Source organism: Pseudomonas syringae group sp. J309-1, assembly GCF_032582135.1.
GTDB lineage: Bacteria > Pseudomonadota > Gammaproteobacteria > Pseudomonadales > Pseudomonadaceae > Aquipseudomonas > Aquipseudomonas quasicaspiana.
In genome coordinates, this window is sequence record NZ_JAWHNU010000001.1 from 127,719 (window position 1) to 148,044 (window position 20,326).

General features: G+C 53.4%; 20 protein-coding genes and 6 pseudogenes. 17 read left to right on the top strand and 9 right to left on the bottom strand.

Annotation, left to right across the window (positions count from 1 at the left end; genetic code table 11):
* The first annotated feature begins 61 nt into the window (after positions 1-61).
* From RX972_RS00605 to RX972_RS00635, 7 genes are all read left to right on the top strand, one after another.
* A complete protein-coding gene (locus tag RX972_RS00605; RefSeq protein WP_122705606.1) occupies positions 62-343 on the top strand; it encodes a helix-turn-helix transcriptional regulator in 282 nt (93 codons plus the stop codon).
* Positions 340-948: a hypothetical protein gene (locus tag RX972_RS00610; protein WP_122705604.1), complete on the top strand. Its 609-nt coding sequence runs from the start codon at positions 340-342 to the stop codon at positions 946-948. Before RX972_RS00605 ends, RX972_RS00610 begins: the two co-directional genes overlap by 4 nt.
* A 453-nt stretch (positions 949-1,401) precedes the next feature.
* A complete protein-coding gene (locus RX972_RS00615; RefSeq protein ID WP_164706106.1) occupies positions 1,402-1,560 on the top strand; it encodes a hypothetical protein in 159 nt (52 codons plus the stop codon).
* Entirely contained in the window at positions 1,557-1,838 is a 282-nt protein-coding gene (locus RX972_RS00620; protein WP_087264580.1) for a hypothetical protein, read from the top strand. The genes RX972_RS00615 and RX972_RS00620 overlap by 4 nt, the downstream gene beginning before the upstream one ends.
* The gene (locus tag RX972_RS00625) at positions 1,835-2,116 is read left to right on the top strand and encodes a DUF3077 domain-containing protein (protein WP_122705599.1); all 282 of its coding nucleotides are present in this window, start codon (positions 1,835-1,837) and stop codon (positions 2,114-2,116) included. Before RX972_RS00620 ends, RX972_RS00625 begins: the two co-directional genes overlap by 4 nt.
* Complete coding sequence (locus RX972_RS00630) at positions 2,113-5,007, top strand: DUF927 domain-containing protein (RefSeq protein WP_122705597.1); 2,895 nt, start codon at positions 2,113-2,115, stop codon at positions 5,005-5,007. Before RX972_RS00625 ends, RX972_RS00630 begins: the two co-directional genes overlap by 4 nt.
* 88 nt (positions 5,008-5,095) lie before the next feature.
* The gene (locus RX972_RS00635; protein WP_122705595.1) at positions 5,096-5,938 is read left to right on the top strand and encodes a chromosome segregation protein SMC; all 843 of its coding nucleotides are present in this window, start codon (positions 5,096-5,098) and stop codon (positions 5,936-5,938) included.
* Positions 5,939-6,423: 485 nt separating this feature from the next.
* Here the strand turns inward: RX972_RS00635 and RX972_RS00640 are convergent, their stop codons facing one another.
* Positions 6,424-7,350, bottom strand: coding sequence for a LysR family transcriptional regulator (locus RX972_RS00640; protein ID WP_316872161.1), 927 nt, complete (start codon positions 7,348-7,350; stop codon positions 6,424-6,426).
* Between the two features lie 153 nt (positions 7,351-7,503).
* Between RX972_RS00640 and RX972_RS00645 the strand changes: the two genes are divergently transcribed.
* Positions 7,504-8,709 (top strand): MFS transporter, encoded by a 1,206-nt coding sequence (locus tag RX972_RS00645; protein ID WP_122705707.1) that lies wholly within the window; start codon positions 7,504-7,506, stop codon positions 8,707-8,709.
* Between the two features lie 203 nt (positions 8,710-8,912).
* Here the strand turns inward: RX972_RS00645 and RX972_RS00650 are convergent.
* Positions 8,913-9,251, bottom strand: a pseudogene (locus RX972_RS00650) (isochorismatase family protein); the annotation flags it as partial.
* Positions 9,252-10,370: 1,119 nt separating this feature from the next.
* On the opposite strand from RX972_RS00650, the pseudogene RX972_RS29340 reads away from it, so the two are divergent.
* The 4 genes and pseudogenes from RX972_RS29340 to RX972_RS00665 form a co-directional block, all read left to right on the top strand.
* Positions 10,371-10,625 (top strand): annotated as a pseudogene (locus tag RX972_RS29340) (HAMP domain-containing protein); the annotation flags it as partial.
* 159 nt (positions 10,626-10,784) lie between these two features.
* Positions 10,785-11,501: a methyl-accepting chemotaxis protein gene (locus tag RX972_RS29345; RefSeq protein ID WP_370445645.1), complete on the top strand. Its 717-nt coding sequence runs from the start codon at positions 10,785-10,787 to the stop codon at positions 11,499-11,501.
* A gap of 355 nt (positions 11,502-11,856) precedes the next feature.
* The gene (locus RX972_RS00660) at positions 11,857-12,129 is read left to right on the top strand and encodes a hypothetical protein (RefSeq protein ID WP_122705586.1); all 273 of its coding nucleotides are present in this window, start codon (positions 11,857-11,859) and stop codon (positions 12,127-12,129) included.
* A 35-nt stretch (positions 12,130-12,164) separates the two neighbouring features.
* A pseudogene (locus tag RX972_RS00665) lies at positions 12,165-12,356 on the top strand (hypothetical protein); the annotation flags it as partial.
* A 377-nt stretch (positions 12,357-12,733) separates the two neighbouring features.
* On the opposite strand, the gene RX972_RS00670 reads toward RX972_RS00665, so the two are convergent.
* Together RX972_RS00670 and RX972_RS00675 are read right to left on the bottom strand one after the other, a co-directional pair.
* Positions 12,734-13,024, bottom strand: coding sequence for a hypothetical protein (locus tag RX972_RS00670; RefSeq protein WP_122705584.1), 291 nt, complete (start codon positions 13,022-13,024; stop codon positions 12,734-12,736).
* Positions 13,025-13,218: 194 nt separating this feature from the next.
* Positions 13,219-13,494: a hypothetical protein gene (locus tag RX972_RS00675; protein WP_122705582.1), complete on the bottom strand. Its 276-nt coding sequence runs from the start codon at positions 13,492-13,494 to the stop codon at positions 13,219-13,221.
* Positions 13,495-14,469: 975 nt separating this feature from the next.
* On the opposite strand from RX972_RS00675, the gene RX972_RS00680 reads away from it, so the two are divergent.
* The 4 genes and pseudogenes from RX972_RS00680 to RX972_RS00695 form a co-directional block, all read left to right on the top strand.
* A complete protein-coding gene (locus tag RX972_RS00680; protein ID WP_316872163.1) occupies positions 14,470-15,003 on the top strand; it encodes a hypothetical protein in 534 nt (177 codons plus the stop codon).
* 430 nt (positions 15,004-15,433) lie between these two features.
* Positions 15,434-15,844: pseudogene (locus tag RX972_RS00685) on the top strand (Fic family protein); the annotation flags it as partial.
* Positions 15,845-16,098: 254 nt separating this feature from the next.
* The gene (locus RX972_RS00690) at positions 16,099-16,443 is read left to right on the top strand and encodes a hypothetical protein (protein ID WP_316872164.1); all 345 of its coding nucleotides are present in this window, start codon (positions 16,099-16,101) and stop codon (positions 16,441-16,443) included.
* Between the two features lie 125 nt (positions 16,444-16,568).
* A pseudogene (locus RX972_RS00695) lies at positions 16,569-16,768 on the top strand (IS5/IS1182 family transposase); the annotation flags it as partial.
* A gap of 45 nt (positions 16,769-16,813) precedes the next feature.
* Here the strand turns inward: RX972_RS00695 and RX972_RS00700 are convergent.
* Both RX972_RS00700 and RX972_RS00705 read right to left on the bottom strand, forming a co-directional pair.
* The gene (locus RX972_RS00700) at positions 16,814-17,260 is read right to left on the bottom strand and encodes a hypothetical protein (protein WP_027901250.1); all 447 of its coding nucleotides are present in this window, start codon (positions 17,258-17,260) and stop codon (positions 16,814-16,816) included.
* Positions 17,257-17,655, bottom strand: a pseudogene (locus tag RX972_RS00705) (hypothetical protein). Before RX972_RS00705 ends, RX972_RS00700 begins: the two are co-directional and overlap by 4 nt.
* 474 nt (positions 17,656-18,129) lie before the next feature.
* Between RX972_RS00705 and RX972_RS00710 the strand changes: the two are divergent.
* Positions 18,130-18,864, top strand: coding sequence for a hypothetical protein (locus RX972_RS00710; RefSeq protein ID WP_316872165.1), 735 nt, complete (start codon positions 18,130-18,132; stop codon positions 18,862-18,864).
* A gap of 188 nt (positions 18,865-19,052) precedes the next feature.
* On the opposite strand, the gene RX972_RS00715 is transcribed toward RX972_RS00710, so the two are convergent.
* The 3 genes from RX972_RS00715 to RX972_RS00725 all read right to left on the bottom strand — a co-directional run bounded on the left by RX972_RS00715 (position 19,053) and on the right by RX972_RS00725 (position 20,087).
* Positions 19,053-19,343, bottom strand: a complete 291-nt coding sequence (locus tag RX972_RS00715; RefSeq protein WP_027901252.1) for a type II toxin-antitoxin system RelE/ParE family toxin — start codon at positions 19,341-19,343, stop codon at positions 19,053-19,055.
* Positions 19,336-19,581, bottom strand: a complete 246-nt coding sequence (locus RX972_RS00720) for a type II toxin-antitoxin system ParD family antitoxin (RefSeq protein ID WP_027901253.1) — start codon at positions 19,579-19,581, stop codon at positions 19,336-19,338. The genes RX972_RS00715 and RX972_RS00720 overlap by 8 nt, the downstream gene beginning before the upstream one ends.
* Before the next feature lie 242 nt (positions 19,582-19,823).
* Positions 19,824-20,087, bottom strand: a complete 264-nt coding sequence (locus RX972_RS00725) for a hypothetical protein (protein ID WP_027901254.1) — start codon at positions 20,085-20,087, stop codon at positions 19,824-19,826.
* Between the last annotated feature and the right edge of the window lie 239 nt (positions 20,088-20,326).

Consider the following 20,326-nt stretch of genomic DNA (forward strand, 5'->3'; position numbering starts at 1 on the left):
ACAGCTCGCAATTCTCTAGACCATTGCTCTCGCCAGTCCAAATCAAGCGAGAGCAATACCTATGAACACCTCCGTTACCGAAATTTCCCACAAATCATCCGCCAACGCCCCTTCATTGTTTGATGCAGCCTCGACCCTGATTCGTATGCGCGAAGTGGAAGGGATCGTGGGCATGAAACGATCCACCATCTACAAGCTCATGCAGCGTACTGATTGCGGCTTCCCCCAGCCCGTCAAGCTGAGCAACAGCAACGCTCGTGGCGCTCCGGTTGCTTGGGTTCTGTCTGAAGTGCAGGCATGGGCACGCAGTCGTATTGAGGCGCGTGATCAGGTGGCAGCATGACTCACCGCACCTCAAGCGCCGCTGGGCCATTTCTCGATTCTTACAGCGTTGGCTTTCGACTGTATCGAAAAGACGAAATCAACTGGAAGCATCGCACGATTGCAGGCGTCAGCTGGAACGGCCAAGAGCAGGAAGCGTTCTTTTTCAACGCAGAAGGCATGGCTCTCCCCCTCAAAGCCGACCCATGGAGACTGCCCGAGTGGATCCGCGAACATGCAGTCCGACGCGAATTTGCAAGCGTGCATGGCGACGGTTATTTCGCGATGAAAGAAGGTCGCCGCAAAGCGTTAAAGGCTGCCGGGTTAAACGACTGGGTGACCTACTGGCTCGTCGATCAATCGGGCGGCTTTGCCAACGACGCCGAGGTCTGGCAACGCCATGTCGATGCAGACCTAGCAACCGAGCGAGCCGGGTGCGAAACAGTCCACACAGAAATGCGCCTACAGAGTGACCGAGCAGAATACATCCAGCAGTGCGTAGCTGAGCGCCTTGAGCTTCTGGCGGTAACGCATCGTCGACGGTGCGCAGAGGATCAGAAGATCCTGGCCTGGTTGAAAAGTGAAGTCCCGCCGCCGCTGTTTGCAAAGGATGGCAACGCACCATGACCTTGCACCCGGTCCCGCAGCGCCTTGTCCATCTGGCGCGCCGCATCATCCGCTCGCCTTCCACTCGACGCCTGCACTAACGAAAACGCCCCCGGCGGCAACCGGAGGCGTTGAGGTAAATCTGTATGCCCAGACAATTTATGCCGCATGAAAAAAATCTGCAAGTCCTCTGCCTAGTTGCGCTTTCAAAAAACGGACGGTACTCTTTGCCCGTCGCTGCCAATTCAGCGACCGGACGTCGCGGTCCGATCAACAGTAGGCGCACAGGCGCCCCCATTACGATTGCAGGCGCTTTTTTTGTGCCCGCCGTTCCGTTTTATGGTGGCTGTGCGTGGGAGACCTTCGGGTCTGCCGGGTTCCTATTGTCCCGGTCCGCGAACCCGCGTACAGCTGCCACCCTCTATCGTTTCGCGGCGATTCGTGGCAGCTCCTCAACAATAGGAGTTTCGCCCCATGCACGCCCTCAATCCGTCCAAAATTCGCGCCGCAGCTCATCGAGCAATGGCTCTCGCCGCTTTACACGCCAATTCCAGCCTCGCCACTCGCATCGCCCGTTACAACGCCCATATGACCAAAGCCCGTGCCTTGGAAGCTACTGGGGGCGTGCAATGAAACAGACACTGAGCCACTCGACCCCCGAAGACATTTTCTCCCTGACTGACGTCGAAGCCGGAGTGCCCATCGACGCAATCACCTGCGCCATCAGCCGAGCCGATGCCGTCCTGCTCTTGCTTGAGGATCAGTTCGAAGACGAACGCCCCAGCCTGTCGAACCACGTGATCGCGTCCGCGCTTTGGGACGTGCGCGGCACACTGGGACTAATTCACAAATTAGCCATGCACGCTGACCGTACCTCCGCACCTGTCGCACACGTGGAGGCTGGATCATGAAAACCGATCATCACCTTAAAACCGTCGGCAAGACTTTGTTTGGCCGATACGACGCCGAGAACATCCCATTATTCTCTGTCAGCGCGGGGGTTTCGATTGAAGAGGCGCTGGAACACGCCTCATGCCTGATGGGCTGTGTCCGAGAACTGACCCTCGTTGACTCCGTGGGTGGTGATGCAGACGTACGGGTATGGTCAGCACATTATCTGGGCGAGATGGCGAAGGCCATCATCGACGACGTGACGATGGGCCTCAAGCATTCGAGGACTCGCCCATGACGTCTCCCTCGAATAAATCAGCCAAGCGCCCCAGTTTTGCCGAAGTGAAGCGCGCCGCCGTGGGTGCCGTTGAACAGGTACTTGCCCAATGGCTTCCAGGCGGCAAACGTGTAGACGGCGGCAAGGAATACACCGCGCCGAATCCAACACGGGCCGACAAGCGTGCAGGCTCTCTCAAAGTGAATCTGGCTAAAGGAACATGGGCCGACTTTGCGACCGGCGATAAAGGCGGTGACCTCATTGATCTGGTGCGCTATCTGGACGGCGGTACTGACGTCGAGGCCTGCAAGAAGCTGGCTGACTTCCTGAACGTAGTTGCCGATAGCTCGCAGTCCGCTTCTCATCCCAGCAAAAGTAAAACTCCGGAATGGGTCGCTATTCAGCCGATCCCTGACGGGGCCATGAAGAGATGCCCTGCTAAACACCGGCAGCACGGCACGCCATCAAAGGTGTGGGTTTATCGTGACCCTCAGGGCCAGCCGGTCATGGTGCTTTATCGTTTTGACTTGGAGCGGGACGAAGACGGCAAGGCCCGCAAAGTATTTGCGCCTCTAACCTGGTGCCAACGTGCCGACGGCCAAACGCAGCAATGGCGCTGGCAGGGCTTGCCCGAGCCGCGCCCTCTTCTTCGCCTTGATGAGCTGGTGCAGCGTGCAAAGGCTCCGGTCGTGCTGTGCGAAGGTGAAAAGGCCGCAGATGCGGCGGCAGAGCTATTTCCAGAATACGTCGCCACCTGCTGGCCAAACGGCTCGAACTCCTGGCACAAGGCAGACCTTTCCCCGCTTACGGGACGGCATGTGGTGCTCTGGCCCGACAATGATGCTACCGGCAAAAGCTGCATGGAGGCAGTTGCCAAACAACTACAGAAGCTCGGCGTTGAGTCGGCTCGCGAGATCGATCTGGCCTTGTTCAAGCGTAAGCCCACGCTGAAAAATGGCGCACCCGGTTTCGCAAAAGGCGGTAGCTGGGAAGACGGCGACGATGCGGCAGATGCTCTTGCCAAAGGATGGTCAGCCGCTCACATGGCAGAGTTGGAACGTAGTGGTGAGCTACTCGTTGCCGGATCCGACTCACCAGTGGCGACCCCGGCAGACCCCAAGGCCAAGCCTGCCCCTAAGCGAGCCGCAAAGCCCAAAAATGACCTGATGCCGGGCGGCTTCCGCCTGACGCCAGAAGGCGTGTTTTATTCGGGTGACGATGGCGAAGCCCGCCCGGTGTGCTCACCTCTGGAGATCCTCGCTCGCACCCGCGACGCGCAGGGGCATAACTGGGGCTTGCTCGTCGAGTTTGACGATCCCGACGGCGCGAAAAAACGCTGGAATATCCCTGCCCGCACCATGACCGGTGACTTTGGTAAGGACGTACTCGGCCCACTGGTGGACATGGGATTACGGCTGGCGGGTAGTCGATCCGGACGCAACGCACGCAATGACCTGCAGAGTTACCTCGGTGGTTTCGACAGCGCCCAACGAGCACGATTGGTCACTCGCCTAGGCTGGCACGACAGCGCCTTTCTGCTGCCCGAGCAACAGGTCGGCTCTCATACCGAACATCTGCACTTTTACGAGGCCGGAGCCCAACTGCCACCGATCAGCGAATCAGGCACCTTGGAACAATGGCAGGAGCAGATTGGCGCTCTGTGCATCGGCAATCACCGCCTCGCATTCGTGGCCAGCGTGGCGTTCGCGGGTCCACTGCTGCACATGCTGGGCCATGAGTCGGGTGGCTTCCACTTATACGGCGACAGCTCAGGCGGCAAGACCACGCACCTGCAAGTTGCTGCCTCAATTTACGGCGGGCCACGCCTTGTCCGTTCGTGGCGCTCGACAGACAACGCGTTGGAGTCCATCGCCGCCGCGCACTCTGACGGCCTTCTGGTGCTGGATGAGATCGGCATGTGTGATCCGCGCATCATTGGCGAAACGGTTTACATGCTGGGCAATGGCACCGGCAAGGCCCGCGCCAATGACCGGGGGCAATCAGGCCGTCAGGTTCAGGAATGGCGCTTGCTGTTCCTGTCGACCGGAGAGAAGACCTTGGCGCAGCACATGGCCGAAGCCAATAAGGAGCTCAAAGCAGGCATGGAGGTGCGCATGCTCGCCATTCCAGCGGACGCAAGCAAAGGCATGGGCATGTTCGATCAGCTCAACGGCTTTGATGATGCTGCCGCCCTCTCCGACGCGCTCAAAGCGCGCGTGGCAAAGTTCTACGGCACACCCCTGACCGCCTTCCTGTCAGCGCTGTGTGAGCCCAGTAAACGGCACGGCTGGTCATCCATCTTGCGCCATACCTTGGAGGCGTTTGTTGCCAGAGCGTTGCCAGCATCCGCTAGCGGGCAGGCACACCGCGCCGCTGCCCGATTCGGATTGGCAGCTGCCGCAGGCGAGCTGGCCACCGCCATGGGCATTACAGGTTGGCCCGATGGCACGGCTACCACTGCTGCGCGGGTTTGCCTAAGCGCTTGGCTCAATGAGCGCGGCGGCGCGGGTAACTTTGAATCGGACGCCATTCTGGCGCGGTTGCGCCAGGTCATCGAACGCTTCGGTGAAAGCCGCTTTACACGCTGGGAGTCGGCGGCCGCCAAGATCGATGAGCACGGTCCGCGCACCATCGACCGGCTGGGCTTTCGCAAGTCTTTGGAGCATGGCCTCGGGGATGAATTGCACACCACCAATACTTACTACGTTTTGCCGGAGGCATGGCGTTCAGAGGTGTTCAAGGGCATGAACATCAACGCAGTGAACAAGGAGCTGATACGTCGCGGCGTCCTTGAGCCGGGACCAGATGGCAAAGCCTCTTGCACCGTGCGCCTGCCAGGCTTGGGCGCTCAGCGTTGTTATGTAGTGAAAACAGTACCGGGAACGGATGAAAGCGAGGCAAAGGCCGCCTGACAGCAGCCTATCGAATGAGGTTGAACCGGCCCGCTCTGGCCTCGCCAGCCAATCCAAAACTTCCCTCTAGATAACACAGGACATACACATGAATAGCATCGAGCAATTGAAAGACAACCGCGCCACATTGGTCACTGAAATGGAGGCCATCCGAGCAGAACTGCCCTCCCTGGAGGCAGCACTTGAAAGTGACGAGGTAATCAACAACGGTCGCGAATCCCACTTTAGAGATGAAATCAGCAGCCGCAAACTAAAAATCGATGCGATCAATCAGCGAGTTTTCGTATTGGATCAGAAGCTGCATCGCGTGGAGAAGCTAGCCAACAGGGAAACCTTGATGGCGCAATACATTGCTGACATGGCGGGCTGGGCTGATGACGAGGTCGAACTCAAATCCAAACGTCAAAGCCTGAGCACACGCTTGGAAGAAGTCCGCCAGCAGGCTCAGGAAGAAATAAACAACGCGCGCCAAGCTGAAACGCTGGCTGCTACGGCGTATGCACAAGCTGTGGCGTGGGGCGATGCCGAAGGTGAAAAAACGGCGAATAGCGATGCTCAGAAAGCTGCGAAAAACCTCACTGCCGCCACCGAGCAACATCGTCGCAATCAGCTGATTGTCACTGCCCTGGAGCAGGAGCTGAAGACCGTTGACCAGCACATTACTGAGGCCCAGGAACAACATAAAAAGCTAGAACAGCAAGCCCTAAACCTTGCGCTGTACACCTACGAAGAAAAGTGGAACGAAGCGGCTCAAGCGCTGCTTGACGTCGGAGGCAAACTTTATGCAGTACAAAGCAAGATCGGCCGTGAACCAGTAGCGTTGCTCAAGCTGGACATACCTGAGCAGGGTGAAAACCACGGCAGTTGGAAATGGCGTGACTTAGCAGATCGGTCGAGCGGTCATCGCACGCAAGACTTGCTCTCGATTTAACTGCCCCCCCTGAAGCAGCCTGCGTTCGCGGGCTGTTATCACTTCGATGATTTAGCCCAGCTTCTCATCAATCCGAAACGGCTATCCAGACACCTAGCGCTGAGGGCAAGGACTCCTCAACTGACCGCCCTGCCTAGCCGCATGAGTAACAAAAATGACAAAGCACAGACGTACAGAAGCTCACCGCCACTGCTATACATACAGAATTGGGCAAGCCTAGCGAAGGCGAAACGAACGTTAGCGCAAATAGACGCAGGGGGCCCTGCCCTAAATTTTTGACAGGCCGCTCCAGGCCGATTCTGTTGAAAAAGTCGGCTTCGAATTCCACGCTATAAAAGTACGCGCCTGAGATTGAAATCTGAATTTTTGGCAGAAGGTTCAGTACTCGGATTTCACGTAGCGGCGGGTAACAGAGGGGTTTTCATCCATCAAATTTCGAGTGTTTTGGGAAAACCGACTTTTTCAACACAATCTGCCATAAGCGGTCATTGAGTTTTGCTAGCAGAAGGCGCCAAACTAGCGGCAAGTGCCTCCAATAATGCACTGACCTTGGGAAGCGCCTGACGGCTCTTTAGCCAAATCAGATTGATAGCCTGACCATCGGTTGCCAACTGGGGAAGCACTTCAACCAATGACCCCTCTTCAAGCTGACGTTTGATCAACCATGACGGTAACTGCGCTATCCCACATCCCTCCGACACCGCGATTAACAGACCTTCGCCATCTCCCACAACGAACTTAGCGCCTATAGCTCTGCGTTCAATTTCGCCCGGATGCTTTCCCGAAAAACTCCAAGGGCTGACTGTTCCATCCGCCCAGCCGTAAGCGATGCATTGATGATGTTCCAAATCGCGATCGGTCACGGGTGTGCCGTGCTTACTCAAATATGCGGGAGATGCACAGAAGATATGCCACTCACTGCCCAGGTAGCGGTGCCCCAATGTGGCGGGCCAAACGTCTGAACCACCGATACGTAGGACGATATCGACACCTTCCTTGATAGGGTCGATGAAACGGTCGGAAAACGAAATGTGCGGCAGCAGCAGCGCATGTTCCTGGGCAAATCGCAGAATGACCGGAAGTGCATGCAGGCGGCCGAATGCACCTGGAAGGTCAATGCGAATCCTGCCACGAGGCTCAGTGTTTTCGGCAAGTAGGGACAGCTCAGCCTCTTCGAGCTCAGCTAGCACACCTATACATGTGCGATAGAACGCAATCCCCGCATCCGTCAGTGACAAGCTTCGAGTTGTTCGGTGGAACAACCGAGTTCCAAGCCTGCTTTCTAATCGAGCTATCCCTTTACTAATTGCCGAAGCCGTCACACTCATCCGCTCGGAAGCGCCTTTGAAGCTCCCGGCGTCGGCGACGCAGACGAATACATCAATGCCCTTTAAACGTTCAGAGGAAAACATGGACGCCCCGCATTCATGAATTGAGTTCTGTCGATCAAATAAAAAACATCATAAATGAGAAAACAATTCAGCAGTAAGCTTGATTCTCGCATCAATCAACACTTTGCGACTGACAAACACGATCAAAACAACCTGCAGAACGATGAGGCAAGGATGCTAACCACGCTAAAAAACTATCCGAAGACAATAAATTTGCTGCTATCGGCCTCCCTGATATTGACCTTGGCGCGAGCAATCACGCTGCCCTATCTGGTCATTTACCTTTCCGGCAGTTTCAGCTTAAGCGTCGCCGATATCGGCCTGGTTATAGGCAGCACACTGATCATTGGGTCAATATTGAGTCTTTACGGTGGTTTTCTGGTCGACAAGATGTCCAGTTACCGGCTGATCCTGGCCTTCAGTGGCGTGTTCACGCTGGGGTTTCTCGGGACTTTTCTGGCTCGCGAACTTTGGCTGTTCTACAGCTGCCTGGTACTGATCAACCTGGCTTATGCGGTCATTGATATCGCGGTTAAATCAGGGTTTGGCAGCCTGCTTCCCGTCACTCATCGCAGCGAAGTTTTCTCGATCAAATATACATTGACCAACATCGGGTATGCCGTCGGCCCGTTTCTTGGCGCTGGCATGGCCAAACTGGATATGAGCTTGCCATTCCTGTTATCAGCCGGGCTTGGATCAGGATTCTTCTTCATCTATTTCGTTTGGGGCAATAGAGACCTGAACGCCACCGATTCAGCTCAGAAACCAGTACCGTTTCTGGCTGTGGGCAAACTGTTACTCCAGGATTATCGGTTGGTGTGTTTCACCCTTGGTGGGCTGCTCAGTGCGGTGGTTTTTGGCCAGTTCACCGCTTATCTCTCCCAGTACCTGGTGGTCACCACTACACCAGAATCCACCTACCAGGTTATCAGTACAGTTGTGGCGACCAATGCGCTGATGGTCATCAGTTTGCAATACTCCATAGGCAGGAAGATATCTCATAGGCATCTGAATCTGTGGCTGGTCGCGGGACTGAGTATGTTCCTGTTGGGGTTGGCGGGTTTTGCCCTGTCAACCTCTATCCTGCTCTGGGTCATTTCCATAGCCATTTTTACGGTCGGCGAGATCATCGTATTCCCCGCCGAGTACATGTTTATCGACAAAATCGCTCCGGACAAACTGCGCGGCATGTATTACGGAGCACAAAACCTGTCCAACCTCGGCGCGGCGCTGGGGCCGGTGCTTTGCGGAATCGTATTGGCGACGCAGCCTCCCCACTACATCTTCTACATGCTCGCGCTCTTCATTTTTGCAGGTGGAATGTTTTACTTCCTGGGAGCTTCCAATTTATGCGCTACAACCGATATGAATCCTGATTGAAGGGCAGCAATGAGAAAGACGATGAGGAATCAAAATTTCACCTTAAAAAGGTCCGCTTTTGGTTCGATTTCGTTCTATCGAGACAGGCAGGAATCGACCCAAAGCGGTCATTCATGTGGATCAGCTAACGGTCACCAGAGGGCTGTAGCATGGAAAGCACCAAGGACTGATCGACCCTGTACCGAGTCGATCATGGGACTTGACTAGAAACTCCATTCCTCAGCCTGGACGACTCGGCAGAATGGCCCGGATAATGTTGCATTATGGTGGGCAATGATGGCCTCTGCTTTGAGTGCTGGAGTATCAGAGCAAGTATGTCCGTTGGCGATGAGCACAGCATCAAAGCCGCAATCGCGGGCAGCCCGGCAAGCGCTGTCTACACAGTATTGAGTTTTCATGCCTGTAACAACGACGCCCTCACAGCCGCGCTCGCGTAGCTGAACTGCTAGGTCAGTCTGAGCGAAGGCATTCAGGCGTTTTTTCTCGAAAATCACTTCGTCACCGATTAGCTGTAACTCCTGAACAATCTCGGTGAGCGGGCTATCCATGCATTCCTCCCTACAGCTTCGCCCGGTTCAGCCGATAGTTTTCGTACCAAGAGAAGCGCGGCAATTCGATCCTGTAACAAAGGAGGGTAAGCGGCTTTTGAGGAAGATCTCTTGGAATGCTTTCATTACCTCATAACCATAAATGAGAGATGGGCACTTATTAACGCCTAAGAAAGCACTCACAGACCTTGAGTGATCGAGAACCAGATGAATTTATTAGCACCTGCCCTGTTCGTTACCAACCGTGTTCGATTCCCCATGAAATTCGTAATTTTGGGATTTATTGTCCTGATTCCTCTGCTCCTGCTAGGCACCCGGGTGATGCTTTCACTGAACACGAGCATCACGGGCATCAAGCATGAACAGGTGGGTCAACAATACTTGTTGGACGTCACCCCTATCCTGCGTCTAACCATGATTCAAAGGGCGCTGACACACGGCATGCTCAGCGGTGACACCAACGCAGTAGGCAATGCAGCACGCAACGCTGAAAAGCTCAACGACGCCTATGCGACTCTTGCTGCGCAGGACGCAAAATCTAGCGCCCTACTGGAAACGACAGACAGAGTTCAGAAGCTGCGTACCGCTAGCTTGCAACTGGTTGAACGCGCCAAAGCAGGCGAAGCACCTTTGGTGATATTTGCCGCGTGGAACGACCAGCTGACCGATCTAATGAATTTCGTTTACTACATTACGGCCACTTCCGGCATGATTTTGGACGAAGAAGCGGGTTCGTTGTACCTCATCGATCTAAGCTCTATACGTCTACCTCGGCAAATAAATCTAGTCGGACAGATTCGCGGCCTCGCCAGCGGTTTTAGCACTGACCGTCCTCTGGACGACACCACTCGTATTTTTGCCCAGACTTTGTTGAAACAGGAGCTGCTAATACGTCAAGAGTTGCAGCAAAGCCTTTCCCTGCTTCGCCGAGAAGATCCGAAATTATCTGGTGTAGTAGAGCCGTCTGTAACAACAGCCTTTACGGACCTGGAAAACCTGCGTAGAGACCTGGCGGACTACCTTGATCCGAGCAAGCGCTCAACCGTGAATGCCAACACCTTGGGCGAGCGTGGAAACGCCGTCGTTGCTCAGTTTTACAAAGCCCAGGATCAGATGCAGGAATCGCTGCGAATTCGAATTGATGAGCGTCTGAATACACTGAGTAATGAGCGTACTTTCGGCACTGAGCTATTTATCGCCATTGCAATACTGCTGCTCTATGCGTTCGTCGGCATCTACAAGGCTCTGCGCATTGGGGTTGATGAGCTCCTAGCTGTGACGGCACGTATTGCTCAAGGCGATCTGAGCGCGCGCGTTCGAATCAACAGCCACGATGAAATCGGTGATGTAGGCGAGGGACTTAACCGCATGGTAACGGCCTTCTCGGGCTCACTGAGCCAAGTGGAGCGTAGCTCGCATTCAGTCTCCGATGCGGCAAAGCGACTAGAGATCTCCATAGGCCAAGCCAAAGTCTCAATGAACTCACAACAGGCTGAAACCGAGCAGGTTGCTACTGCCATCAACGAAATGACCGCGAGCGTTGCCGACGTGGCCCAGAATACCGAGGGCGCAGCACGTGCCGCTGAATCTGCAAGCAGTGCGTCTAACGACGGCTTGAAAGTTATGATTGAAACAAGTGCCGCTATTGAGGCGTTGGCCAACGAAGTGGAGCTCAGTGCAAGCAAAGTCGAAGCGTTAGCGACACACAGCAAAGAAATCGGTGGTGTCATCGAGGTCATCAGTACCATCGCGGATCAGACTAACCTGCTGGCCCTTAACGCGGCCATCGAGGCGGCGCGAGCTGGCGAGCAAGGCCGTGGTTTCGCGGTCGTGGCTGACGAAGTGCGGACTCTGGCCTCGCGCACACAAAACTCCACAGAAGAAATTCGACGGATCATCCAACAGTTGCAAGGCGCTACTGATGCCGCTGTTCAACAGATGAAGGCTGGGCAAACCCGTGCTAGGGAATGCATTCAGGCAGCGAGCCAAGCGTCTGGCAGCCTGAACCAGATCAATGAAGCAGTAGACGGAATTGTGGGCATGAACACTCAGATCGCAAGTGCGGCGGTGCAGCAGCATTCGGTCTCAGAGGATATCAATCGCAACGTTATCGGCATTCGAAACAGCAGCTTAATCGTCATGGAAGGCGTAGAGGACAACGCCGTTACGGCTGACGAGCTTTCACTGCTCGCTAATGAACTTCGCAGCGTAGTCGGCAAGTTCAAGTTATCCAGCAACGCTTGAAAGGAATCTCAAGCGTTTCAATTGTTGATAGCACGATAAAGTGCTTTGATCAGGTCTGACTGGGTGATGATGCCCGGCAGTCCCTGATCGATATCGAGGGCTGAGCTTCATCGTTGCGCAATCTCGTAAAACAATAGAGCCAGCTACGCTAGATGACTTGCCCGGACGGTTACGGGCATACGGTGCCGCACTACCCATAACGGGACATTCGTTAAATAGACCCCCACAGCAAAGCCCACCCCGGTGGGCTTTTTTGCGCCCAGTGGTCACCAGTGGGTGTGGGGCTGGCCTACCGATGGGGTGATCGGGTGGTGTGAGGTCGTGCCCGATCCTGCTCAATATATGGAGGTGTGGCATGACCGAAGACACTGTCTTTGCACGCTCCGTCGCGCTCGATGCGAGCGCCGTGCTCAACGAACGACACATCGGCTGGTCCGGACTCTGGAGCCTGATGGGCGATTTTGTGATCTGCGCGCAGTGCATCACCGCCCAGGCCATTGGCCGGGTTCACGAACCGTTTGAACACCTGCCTGACTGCGTCGCCCGTGAATACAGCCTGCCCCCTGGCATGAGCTGCAACGCCTGTAAAGCCAGATCCCACCGTTGTCCCAGGAGCAACCTCCATTGACTGCCAAAGACCTAAAAGGAGAGACGCTGCGCGCCATGATCGAGGCCGGCGTGGTGCGCGAAGTGCTGATCAGCCGGCAGGACGATAAATGGGGCCTGGCGATTCGCCTGGGCGGCGCCGGTAGCCGTTTGCTGCCGGTGCGCTCGCGCCGTGAGGCGCTGCGCACCTGGGCCAGCCTGACGGCGTTGGGTCGTTTTGCCGAGTCGGCGGGGATCCGTGCTTTCAGGTCGAAATTTGAGATCGGTAGCCACATCTTCGAGCGATTAGTTAAGGGAGCCCTACATCTACGCTTCGAACTCAGGCGCTGAGCGACCGCAATCGGCCAATTCTGTTGAAAAAGTCGACGTCACTTTACATGGACGAAAAGTACACGTCTGAGATCGAAATCTGGAATTGTTGCTGAGGTATTTGGACTTGGATTTTACGTAGCGGCGCGTAAAAAAGACGTTTCCACCCATCAGTCTTCTGGCGGGTTGAGAAAAACGACTTTTTCAACACAATCGGCCAAAAGCAGACGGTCGTGAACACAGTCGGCGCATTTCGCCTACAGGGCCGCCCTAGAGCATGACGCTCAGGGCTTCCTACTGGATACCTTGCGAGATGATTAAGCCAGCTTCCTGATCCGGTCGGTAAATTCACTGACCTGCTCGGGCGATAGGCAGTTCAAGTTTCCGAAGGTCTCCAGGTGCTGGATCATGGCGTCCCGGCTACGGGGCTGGCCCGCCACGATACGTCGGCAGGTCTTCTCGAGAATCAAGCGGGCCAGCTGCGGGTTTTCGATGTTAGACGCATCAAACGCCAGGGCGATCGACATGGCCAAGTCGCCCAGCTCTGGGGCGGTGCGTTGCAGTGCGCGCAAGGCGTTGAGTTGCCGGGCGGTTATGGGTAACGACACGCTGACCTCCTGGAGATACGTGGTGCTCAGACCATGAGCATGGTAAATGGTAGATCAGAGAGCCGGGGTCTGGTTTCCAGCAGGCGCTAAAAAGCCCACCTAGGTGAGCTTTTCTGTAGCGGGTTATTTAACGAATGTCCTGTTATTCGAATCGTCGCCTGCTCACTTCGAGCATTTGAATTCAGGTTGCCTTTTTATAGGCCCAGTCTGAAATCGCCGTGTACAGCCGCCCACAACTCCCGAAGCTGAGTCCTAAGGAAACGGCAGATACGCTCATCGACACCCTGAGTGTCATGGAGAGCCTGCACGAATCCACTGCAAAACTCATAGTTCTTTTCGCCTTCGGCGAAGGTCGAGCTATTACGCACACGGCTCAGGGCGGCCCACCACGTCGCATAGGTCTGATCCGGCAGTCCTTGGGGCAAGCCCGAGGCATCCAGTGACGCAGGTAGGTTGGTAGGTGCAGCCATGATAACTCCCTGAGCTTACGCATACTGATGTGCCGTGCATGTGCGGCACATTTTACGCCAAGGATGTGAATCTTCATAACCCCCCCCCAGCAGCACGTAACAAGGCTGTCACGCCACCAGCGGTACGCGGCCTGCGTGAATCACCACGTAACAAGAGATCTTGTAACTCGTTGATTCGTATGCTTAAAGCAGCTTCCTTGTAATCAGTTACTCTCGAGGGCCAGACCTAGCTGCCGAGTTTTCTCGGCATTCCAAAGGGATCAGCTAAAGGACTCTTCGCACTCGCCACAAACAGCGGCAATTCAGCTGCTTGCGATCTGTTCTCCTTCCGAGGCATGCATGGGGATGTAACACCTTTCTCGACTCGTAACACCCGAGCCAAGAGAAGATACACCCGTGTGTAACAGGATTAAAAATCAATAAAATCATACATTTAAAAAATTCGTAACACCAATAACACCTGTAACACGCTTTTCGAGCCCCACACCCCATTGGCGATGGCAGCAGCCAGCGAAAAGAGTACCGTCTCGGCGGCTTCCTAGGGACCCTGCAAGATGCCTATCGGCACGGGGTAGGAAACCCGCGCGTTCGTGTTAGCGGCTGGATTTTTTAAGTTAGTTGACAGGTTGACGGAGTTGACCTGGTTGACGAGCGCCATGCGTGTGTTATCAGCAACACAAAGGGGCATCTTTACCATCAAGGTAACGATGCCACTTTTTCGTCAGGATCCTTTCAATTTTAACGTTGAAATTTCAGTAAGGTGGGATGTCTGTCGCTAGCAAGATGTCGCGGGTTTCCGACCCCGTACCCTTTGAACATCACCAGGGTCCCCAGCGATTTTCGGACTTCAGAAGCCGCAGGACTATTCGCTGAGCAGCATGCAAGTGTCGGCGATCTGCTAAAAGACTTTGCAGCCTCTGCAGGTAGTGGAGGTAAGCGCCATTCAAAGACTCGCTCAACCCGATGGAGTAAAAAATGGATCTGGATTTGATATCGGCGGCACTACTCGGAAGCGCCGGTGGCATAGCAGGCATGGGTATCGTTCTCTGGCTGCTCAGAACGTGGTTCGCGGAGAGAATCAAGCAATCTATCGGTCATGAGTATGCGGTGAAACTGGAGGAGTGGAAGAAATCTGAACAGATCCGAGTTAAATCGGAAGCAATCGCTTCTCTGCTGGCGGAATGGATGAGCTTTCCTGACGACCAGAGAAATCTTAACAAGCTTACATTTGAAGCCTATCTATGGCTTCCAACGGATATCCTCCGTCTGCTCACCAAAACCCTAACCCATTCCGCCACTGCACCAAATGCCAGAGACATACTTTGGCACGTCCGAAAACACTTGCTGGAAGATGAAACGTTACCGGCTTCGGAAATTGTGATTTTCAAACAGGAGAGCGAGCGTCGCGCTTTCCAAGCCAAAATGAAGGAGATGTCGACCTTCACACCATTCACTACCCCGAACTCTCTTGGCATGAAGGGACACAGAGGGAAAAACCAGCCCAAATAGGTGACTGTCTGGTGATGGCTTTTTTAGCGGTTCCACCTAAAGGAGAAGCCAGAGAGACCTGGCTTGTATGCCTGCATGTATGCCTAACCCAAACAACAATCAATAAACCCAATAAATACATTAACTTGCATATTCAGTTCAAATGACTGTGTACCACCAAGTACCTGCTTCATGACATCATCGATGCTCATGAAGCAACAAGAAGCCCGCCTAGTGCGGGCTTTCTTGTTTCTGGGATTGCTCCTTTTTATCACCCAGATACCTTCCCTCCGCCCTCCTTTCTGACACCTGAGCATTACTCACTTTTGAGTTAGCTCAAGACTGAATTCAAGATAATTTTTAGAGCATGCTGAGCGCATACCCTTTAAATACGCTGATCTCCGGTATCTTTTTCAAGATAACCTTTCTGCCGGTTCGAGATATTTTCTATATGCCCACGTTTACCCATCAAGACCTTGGTCTTCTCAATCCGTCCTTTGACTCGGACCTTGTCGATGTATTGAGCGATCTGGAACATCTGCGCCGCCCAAGGCTTGAAGGCGATACGCCGCCGCAGGTGTTCTATCAAATCAAATCGCTTTACCATGCACTGGAAAGCCTTGGTTCTGCCCGCATAGAGGGCAATCACACTACTTTGGCGGGCTACATAGATAGCAAGGTAGAAGGCAAGGCTCAGGACACGGACCAACTGCGCGAGGTTGCCAATATTGAAAAGGCGATGGATTACATTGAGGAGATCATGGCTCCCGGCGCGGCGCTGACGAGCAGACGATTCGAGAGCTACACCCGATGACCGTAGACGATCTGGTACGTGAGGGCGACAACGCCCGGAGCCTATCGCATGAAGGTTCTGGTGCATGACGGCTTTGGAATATGACTGGCGGTACACCGGTTGAACCAAGGCAAATTCCACTGCCTTGGCATTCGCCATGGTTATGAACAACTGGGTATCACTACGAACAGACTGGCAGGCTATTACAACTCGTTGACGGACCAGACCATAACTCAAGACATTTGGATTATTATGCCAAAGGACACAGAGGAAGAAAAACCTGGGGCGGCGGTTTTACTTGCAGATAAACCTTTGGAGATGTGATGAATAGCTACAGATCAATACACGAATTATTTAAGAACCTTTCCCTGTTAGATTCGGGGGAGTGGATTTATGCAAAAATAGCTACCTGGAAGAGCAATCCAGAAAATACAGACTTTTACTACATCCCATGCGACTACATCCAAAACCTGGACGATGACGAAATATATCTGGATGAAGAAGACATGGAGATGCCTTTGGCAGTCAGAGGATTAGAGCTGAGAGGTTGGATGTCGGTGAGCTCGCTGAATTATATAGCCAGCAACAATCCACACAGTGGAAAAGACAGCAAATGGATTGTCGAAGAGATCAATTACTACAGGGACAATGATACATTTAGAACCTAAAACTTACAGCACGGAGTTACAAGAGTTTTCCATGCTCTCCAGACGAGTGTTTCAAATCAGGATTACGATGACACATTCTTATTTTTGCAACGTTGGAATAGGCGTCAAACTGGAAGCAGATATACCGCAAAATCGAGTTGCCGGATGCTCAACTGCGCGCCAAGGTTGAGCATACGTTTCGAGTGATCAACCGCCAGCTTGGTGATACGGAAGTACGCTCCCGAGTGTAGCTGAAAAACGCTGCACAGCAGACCCCGCTGTTTGTTCTTTCCAATCTGTGGGGGTGCGAAAGCGATTACTGAATGCAGGAGAGGTGCGCCTGTAATACGCACAATGAGTGCTGAAAAGCGCTTGTTCGCAGGGAGGGGGATCATTTTTTCGGTATCGATCTTTCAAGTTGATCACCGATGCAGCCGTCAAGGTTCGGGCCGATATAAATAAATCCGGCAATGACTTTCGGTATGGTTTTATCTCCCCAGTATAGAGTCCCACTTGCAGATTCCAAGTCATAGATGTGACTTTCTCCGATTAACTCTCCACTGCGGTTGTCATACAAACGATAAAAACCTGGGTGGCTCCACGATGGCAACATTTTGGGTGGTATATCGTTATTTGGATCAGGTTTTCTATGAAGCATCATGGGTAGCACCCAGAATGGCGCAAAGGTTTCAACTCTATAGCACCCATTGGGGCTAATGTGAGCGTGGCCCAACTTTTTGGCTAACCCTTTTTCCCACCACTCCGATGCAGTCCAGAGACCGCCTGCAATGGACAGATAAGTGAGAAAAAGAGCCCAGCGACGTGACGTTGGTTTCATTTCGGTTTCTCATGGGTGGGTCGATCACGCATGCAATCAGGAACGTTCGGGCCTATAGGGATCAGCCCTGAATACACGAAACCCGAGCCTTCCCCCCAGTCCATTCCCCATGCCCCGGATTCACGATCATAAATCTCGGTCTCTGAAATCAATTGACCGTTTCGATGATCGTACAGTTTGTAAAAACCGGGGCTGCCCCACCAAGAAAACCATTTCTATGATCTAACTCCGTTAAGGTCCGGTTGTGGGTGGAGGATGTCAGGCAGCACCCAAAAGGGCTTGAAAACTTCCAGTCGATAGCACCCGCCGGGGCTGATTAGCGGGGTTCCTGATCTTTTGGCTAGCGCTCTTTCCCACCACTCGGAGGCGGCCCATAGACTGCCAGCTACAATGATAAATTATTCGTTTTTGTGATGTTTTCAAGGCCGCATACCTAGATCAATAGTGATCAAATTTCTTCCACACTGTGTCCGCCAGAAAATGGGCGAAGCAAAACCTGATTTTCGATTGAATCGACGCTTTTTGAAAGCCTGAAGCGTAGCAGCCAGATCAAGCCGCATCAGATATAACACCTGTGCTTTGAGAAAATTATGAAACTTAAATACTTCAAGCACACCACACCACCGTGAGTGACCTTGCTTTAAAAGATAATAAAAAACATGAACACCCAGCTACCAGACAACCGCTGGGCAGATAACTTTGTCAAACCAATTTTGCGGAGTGGCACGCCTCACCCAATAGTCCGCCTGACAACACATTCAAAAAGCTCGAGACATTTGATTTCTTCAAGCGAAATTACTATTGTACCGCTGCCGAAAATGCAATTCATGACCGCACCCCCATTCGTTTTTCACTGGTAGGGATACCCGATGCGCTGCCTTTTAGCACTGAGCTTGTTGTTTTTCCCATTCCTGGCCTCTGCTGCCTCTCCGAACTGCGAAACATACCTGTCGGGCTGGGCTAAAAAATTGCATCCGACGCTAGCCTTTGACAAGCAGCGTTCCGCGTGTAAAACGGCCAATGATGATCCCGACCAGACACTGGCAGTTCTGGTTCTTGAAGAAGAAAGAGTTAAGGTAGAAGACGAGCCTGAAGATTGGGTCACCTATGGCCTTGAGATCATTAGCGCTAAAAAAGGGATGATAGAGAGCCATGTTTACGAGAGCAATGCTATCGATATTTCTCTGTTCAAGTTTTCCGGACTTAGTCTTGATACGGCCAGCTATCAGCTCACCCCGGGCGCTCATACTTTTGAAGTCATTTTAAAACATGATATGGCGATTGAGCCTCTCACCCGCTCCTTAACACTACTTTATCTGTATACCGATGAAGGAAAAAGGATGCGAAAAATCCTTGAATTGGAAAAAGACATAGCGTCCGCCGAACAAAATCCCGACAGCTGCGCGGGCAGTTTTTCAGAGGCGCACCTTACTCTAAGTATTGGCAACAACAGCAATCACGGGTATGCCGATCTGGAGGTGGCGGAAAAAGTAATCGCTACCGAAAAAACGGATACGGGTAATGGCTGCACTAAAGAAGAAAAGCCTACCTCGAACGAATACGTACTGATCTATAACGGCGAACGCTACAACCCAAAGTATTGATAGATAACTCTCAGCACCGCGGCGGGTTGCGGGCTTTCTTGTTTTTGGCGTTCGCCAATCTCAACACTGCCTCATCCTGCGTGCTGATACATACCGTATCCATGCAGGTCCAGCCGGGCAGCAGTACGTCTTAGGCGGAAGTGCTTTTTCAGTGAAGCAAGTTGCCCAAGACGTTTGACGCAAACTGATCACACATAACGCGGTGCATCCATTCGGTCATGCAAAATACGAATGATCGCAATCCCGTACGCCGAGATTCGGAAGTAGATTACGTGTCGCTCTACGGTGCGGCGGCGATAGCCCGGCCGAATAAAATCGCAAGCCGGTGCGATTTTAGGTGACTGCGCCAGCTCCGCGAGAGCTGTCGTGATGATGTCGATGTAACGATTAGCCTGCGCCACGTCCCATTCTTGAAACGTGTGGGTCCAGATCCCTTCCAGGTCACGCTCAGCAGCAGGCGTAAGACGATATTCAGTCATGCGCTCTCAACATTCTCTGCTTGAATTCATCAGCACTGAATGGACGAGCTTCGCCGCTCGATTCGCCTTCAATAAGTGCAAGGCGGATTCCCTCGATCTGAGCACTGCGCTCCTGCTCGCGCCGAATCAAATCGCGGATATATTCGCTGTCATTCGTGTAGCGGCCTGCCTCAATCTGCGATTTGATCCAGGTATCTTGCTGGTCAGTGACAGTGATGGTTTTGCGTACGGTTCCCATGACGAGCCCCCTGATTCGATTATAGATGGTGGTTAGTTTGTCATACTATTGATGCAAAAATGCGCACCGCTGGGCGGTAAGGCGTAGATCAAAATCAACGGCGACGAGGGCGTCCGAGCTCAACACGATCTAACTATCTGAAAGATATACCTTTATGAGAGCTGTGCTTGCCCGCGATCAATGATTACCCGCTATACCTGATGCCCGGGGAACCTGAATCGCAGACAAGCATGCGCGCTCTATCAGGCGCTCAGTTTATCCAGCCGGACTTCCATCAACTCCAGCACATCACAGCTGTCTTGCAGCAACAGAAAAGCGGCCTCAGCGACGTGAGCCAACTGGTTCTCATCGGAGTCTTTGGTCGTGGTGCTAGCCAAGCAGCTCATCAGATTTTTGACTGCGCGCAAGCGTTGTGTGGCGCAGAGGTGCAGGTCGGCCATTGGGGCTTCGGGATTTATGAAGAGGACGGTATTGGGAAATTGATTCAGCGGAGTATGTTGGGTCATTAAGGAATCCAGAGGGTAATGGCTAAACGCGCCACCTGTCTCGTCGCCAAACGAAATCAGGTGGCAACTGTGCGCAGGTTGGCGAACCGGTCATACCCACCCGGCAGACCCGAAGGTCTCCCGCGCACAGCCGCCATAAATGTCGCCCGCACGAAGTGAAGACAACCAGCAACTGAAGCTGTTGAAAAGGTATGAGCCGGATCGCCAAATCCGGTCGCTGATGTGCAGCGACGGGGCGA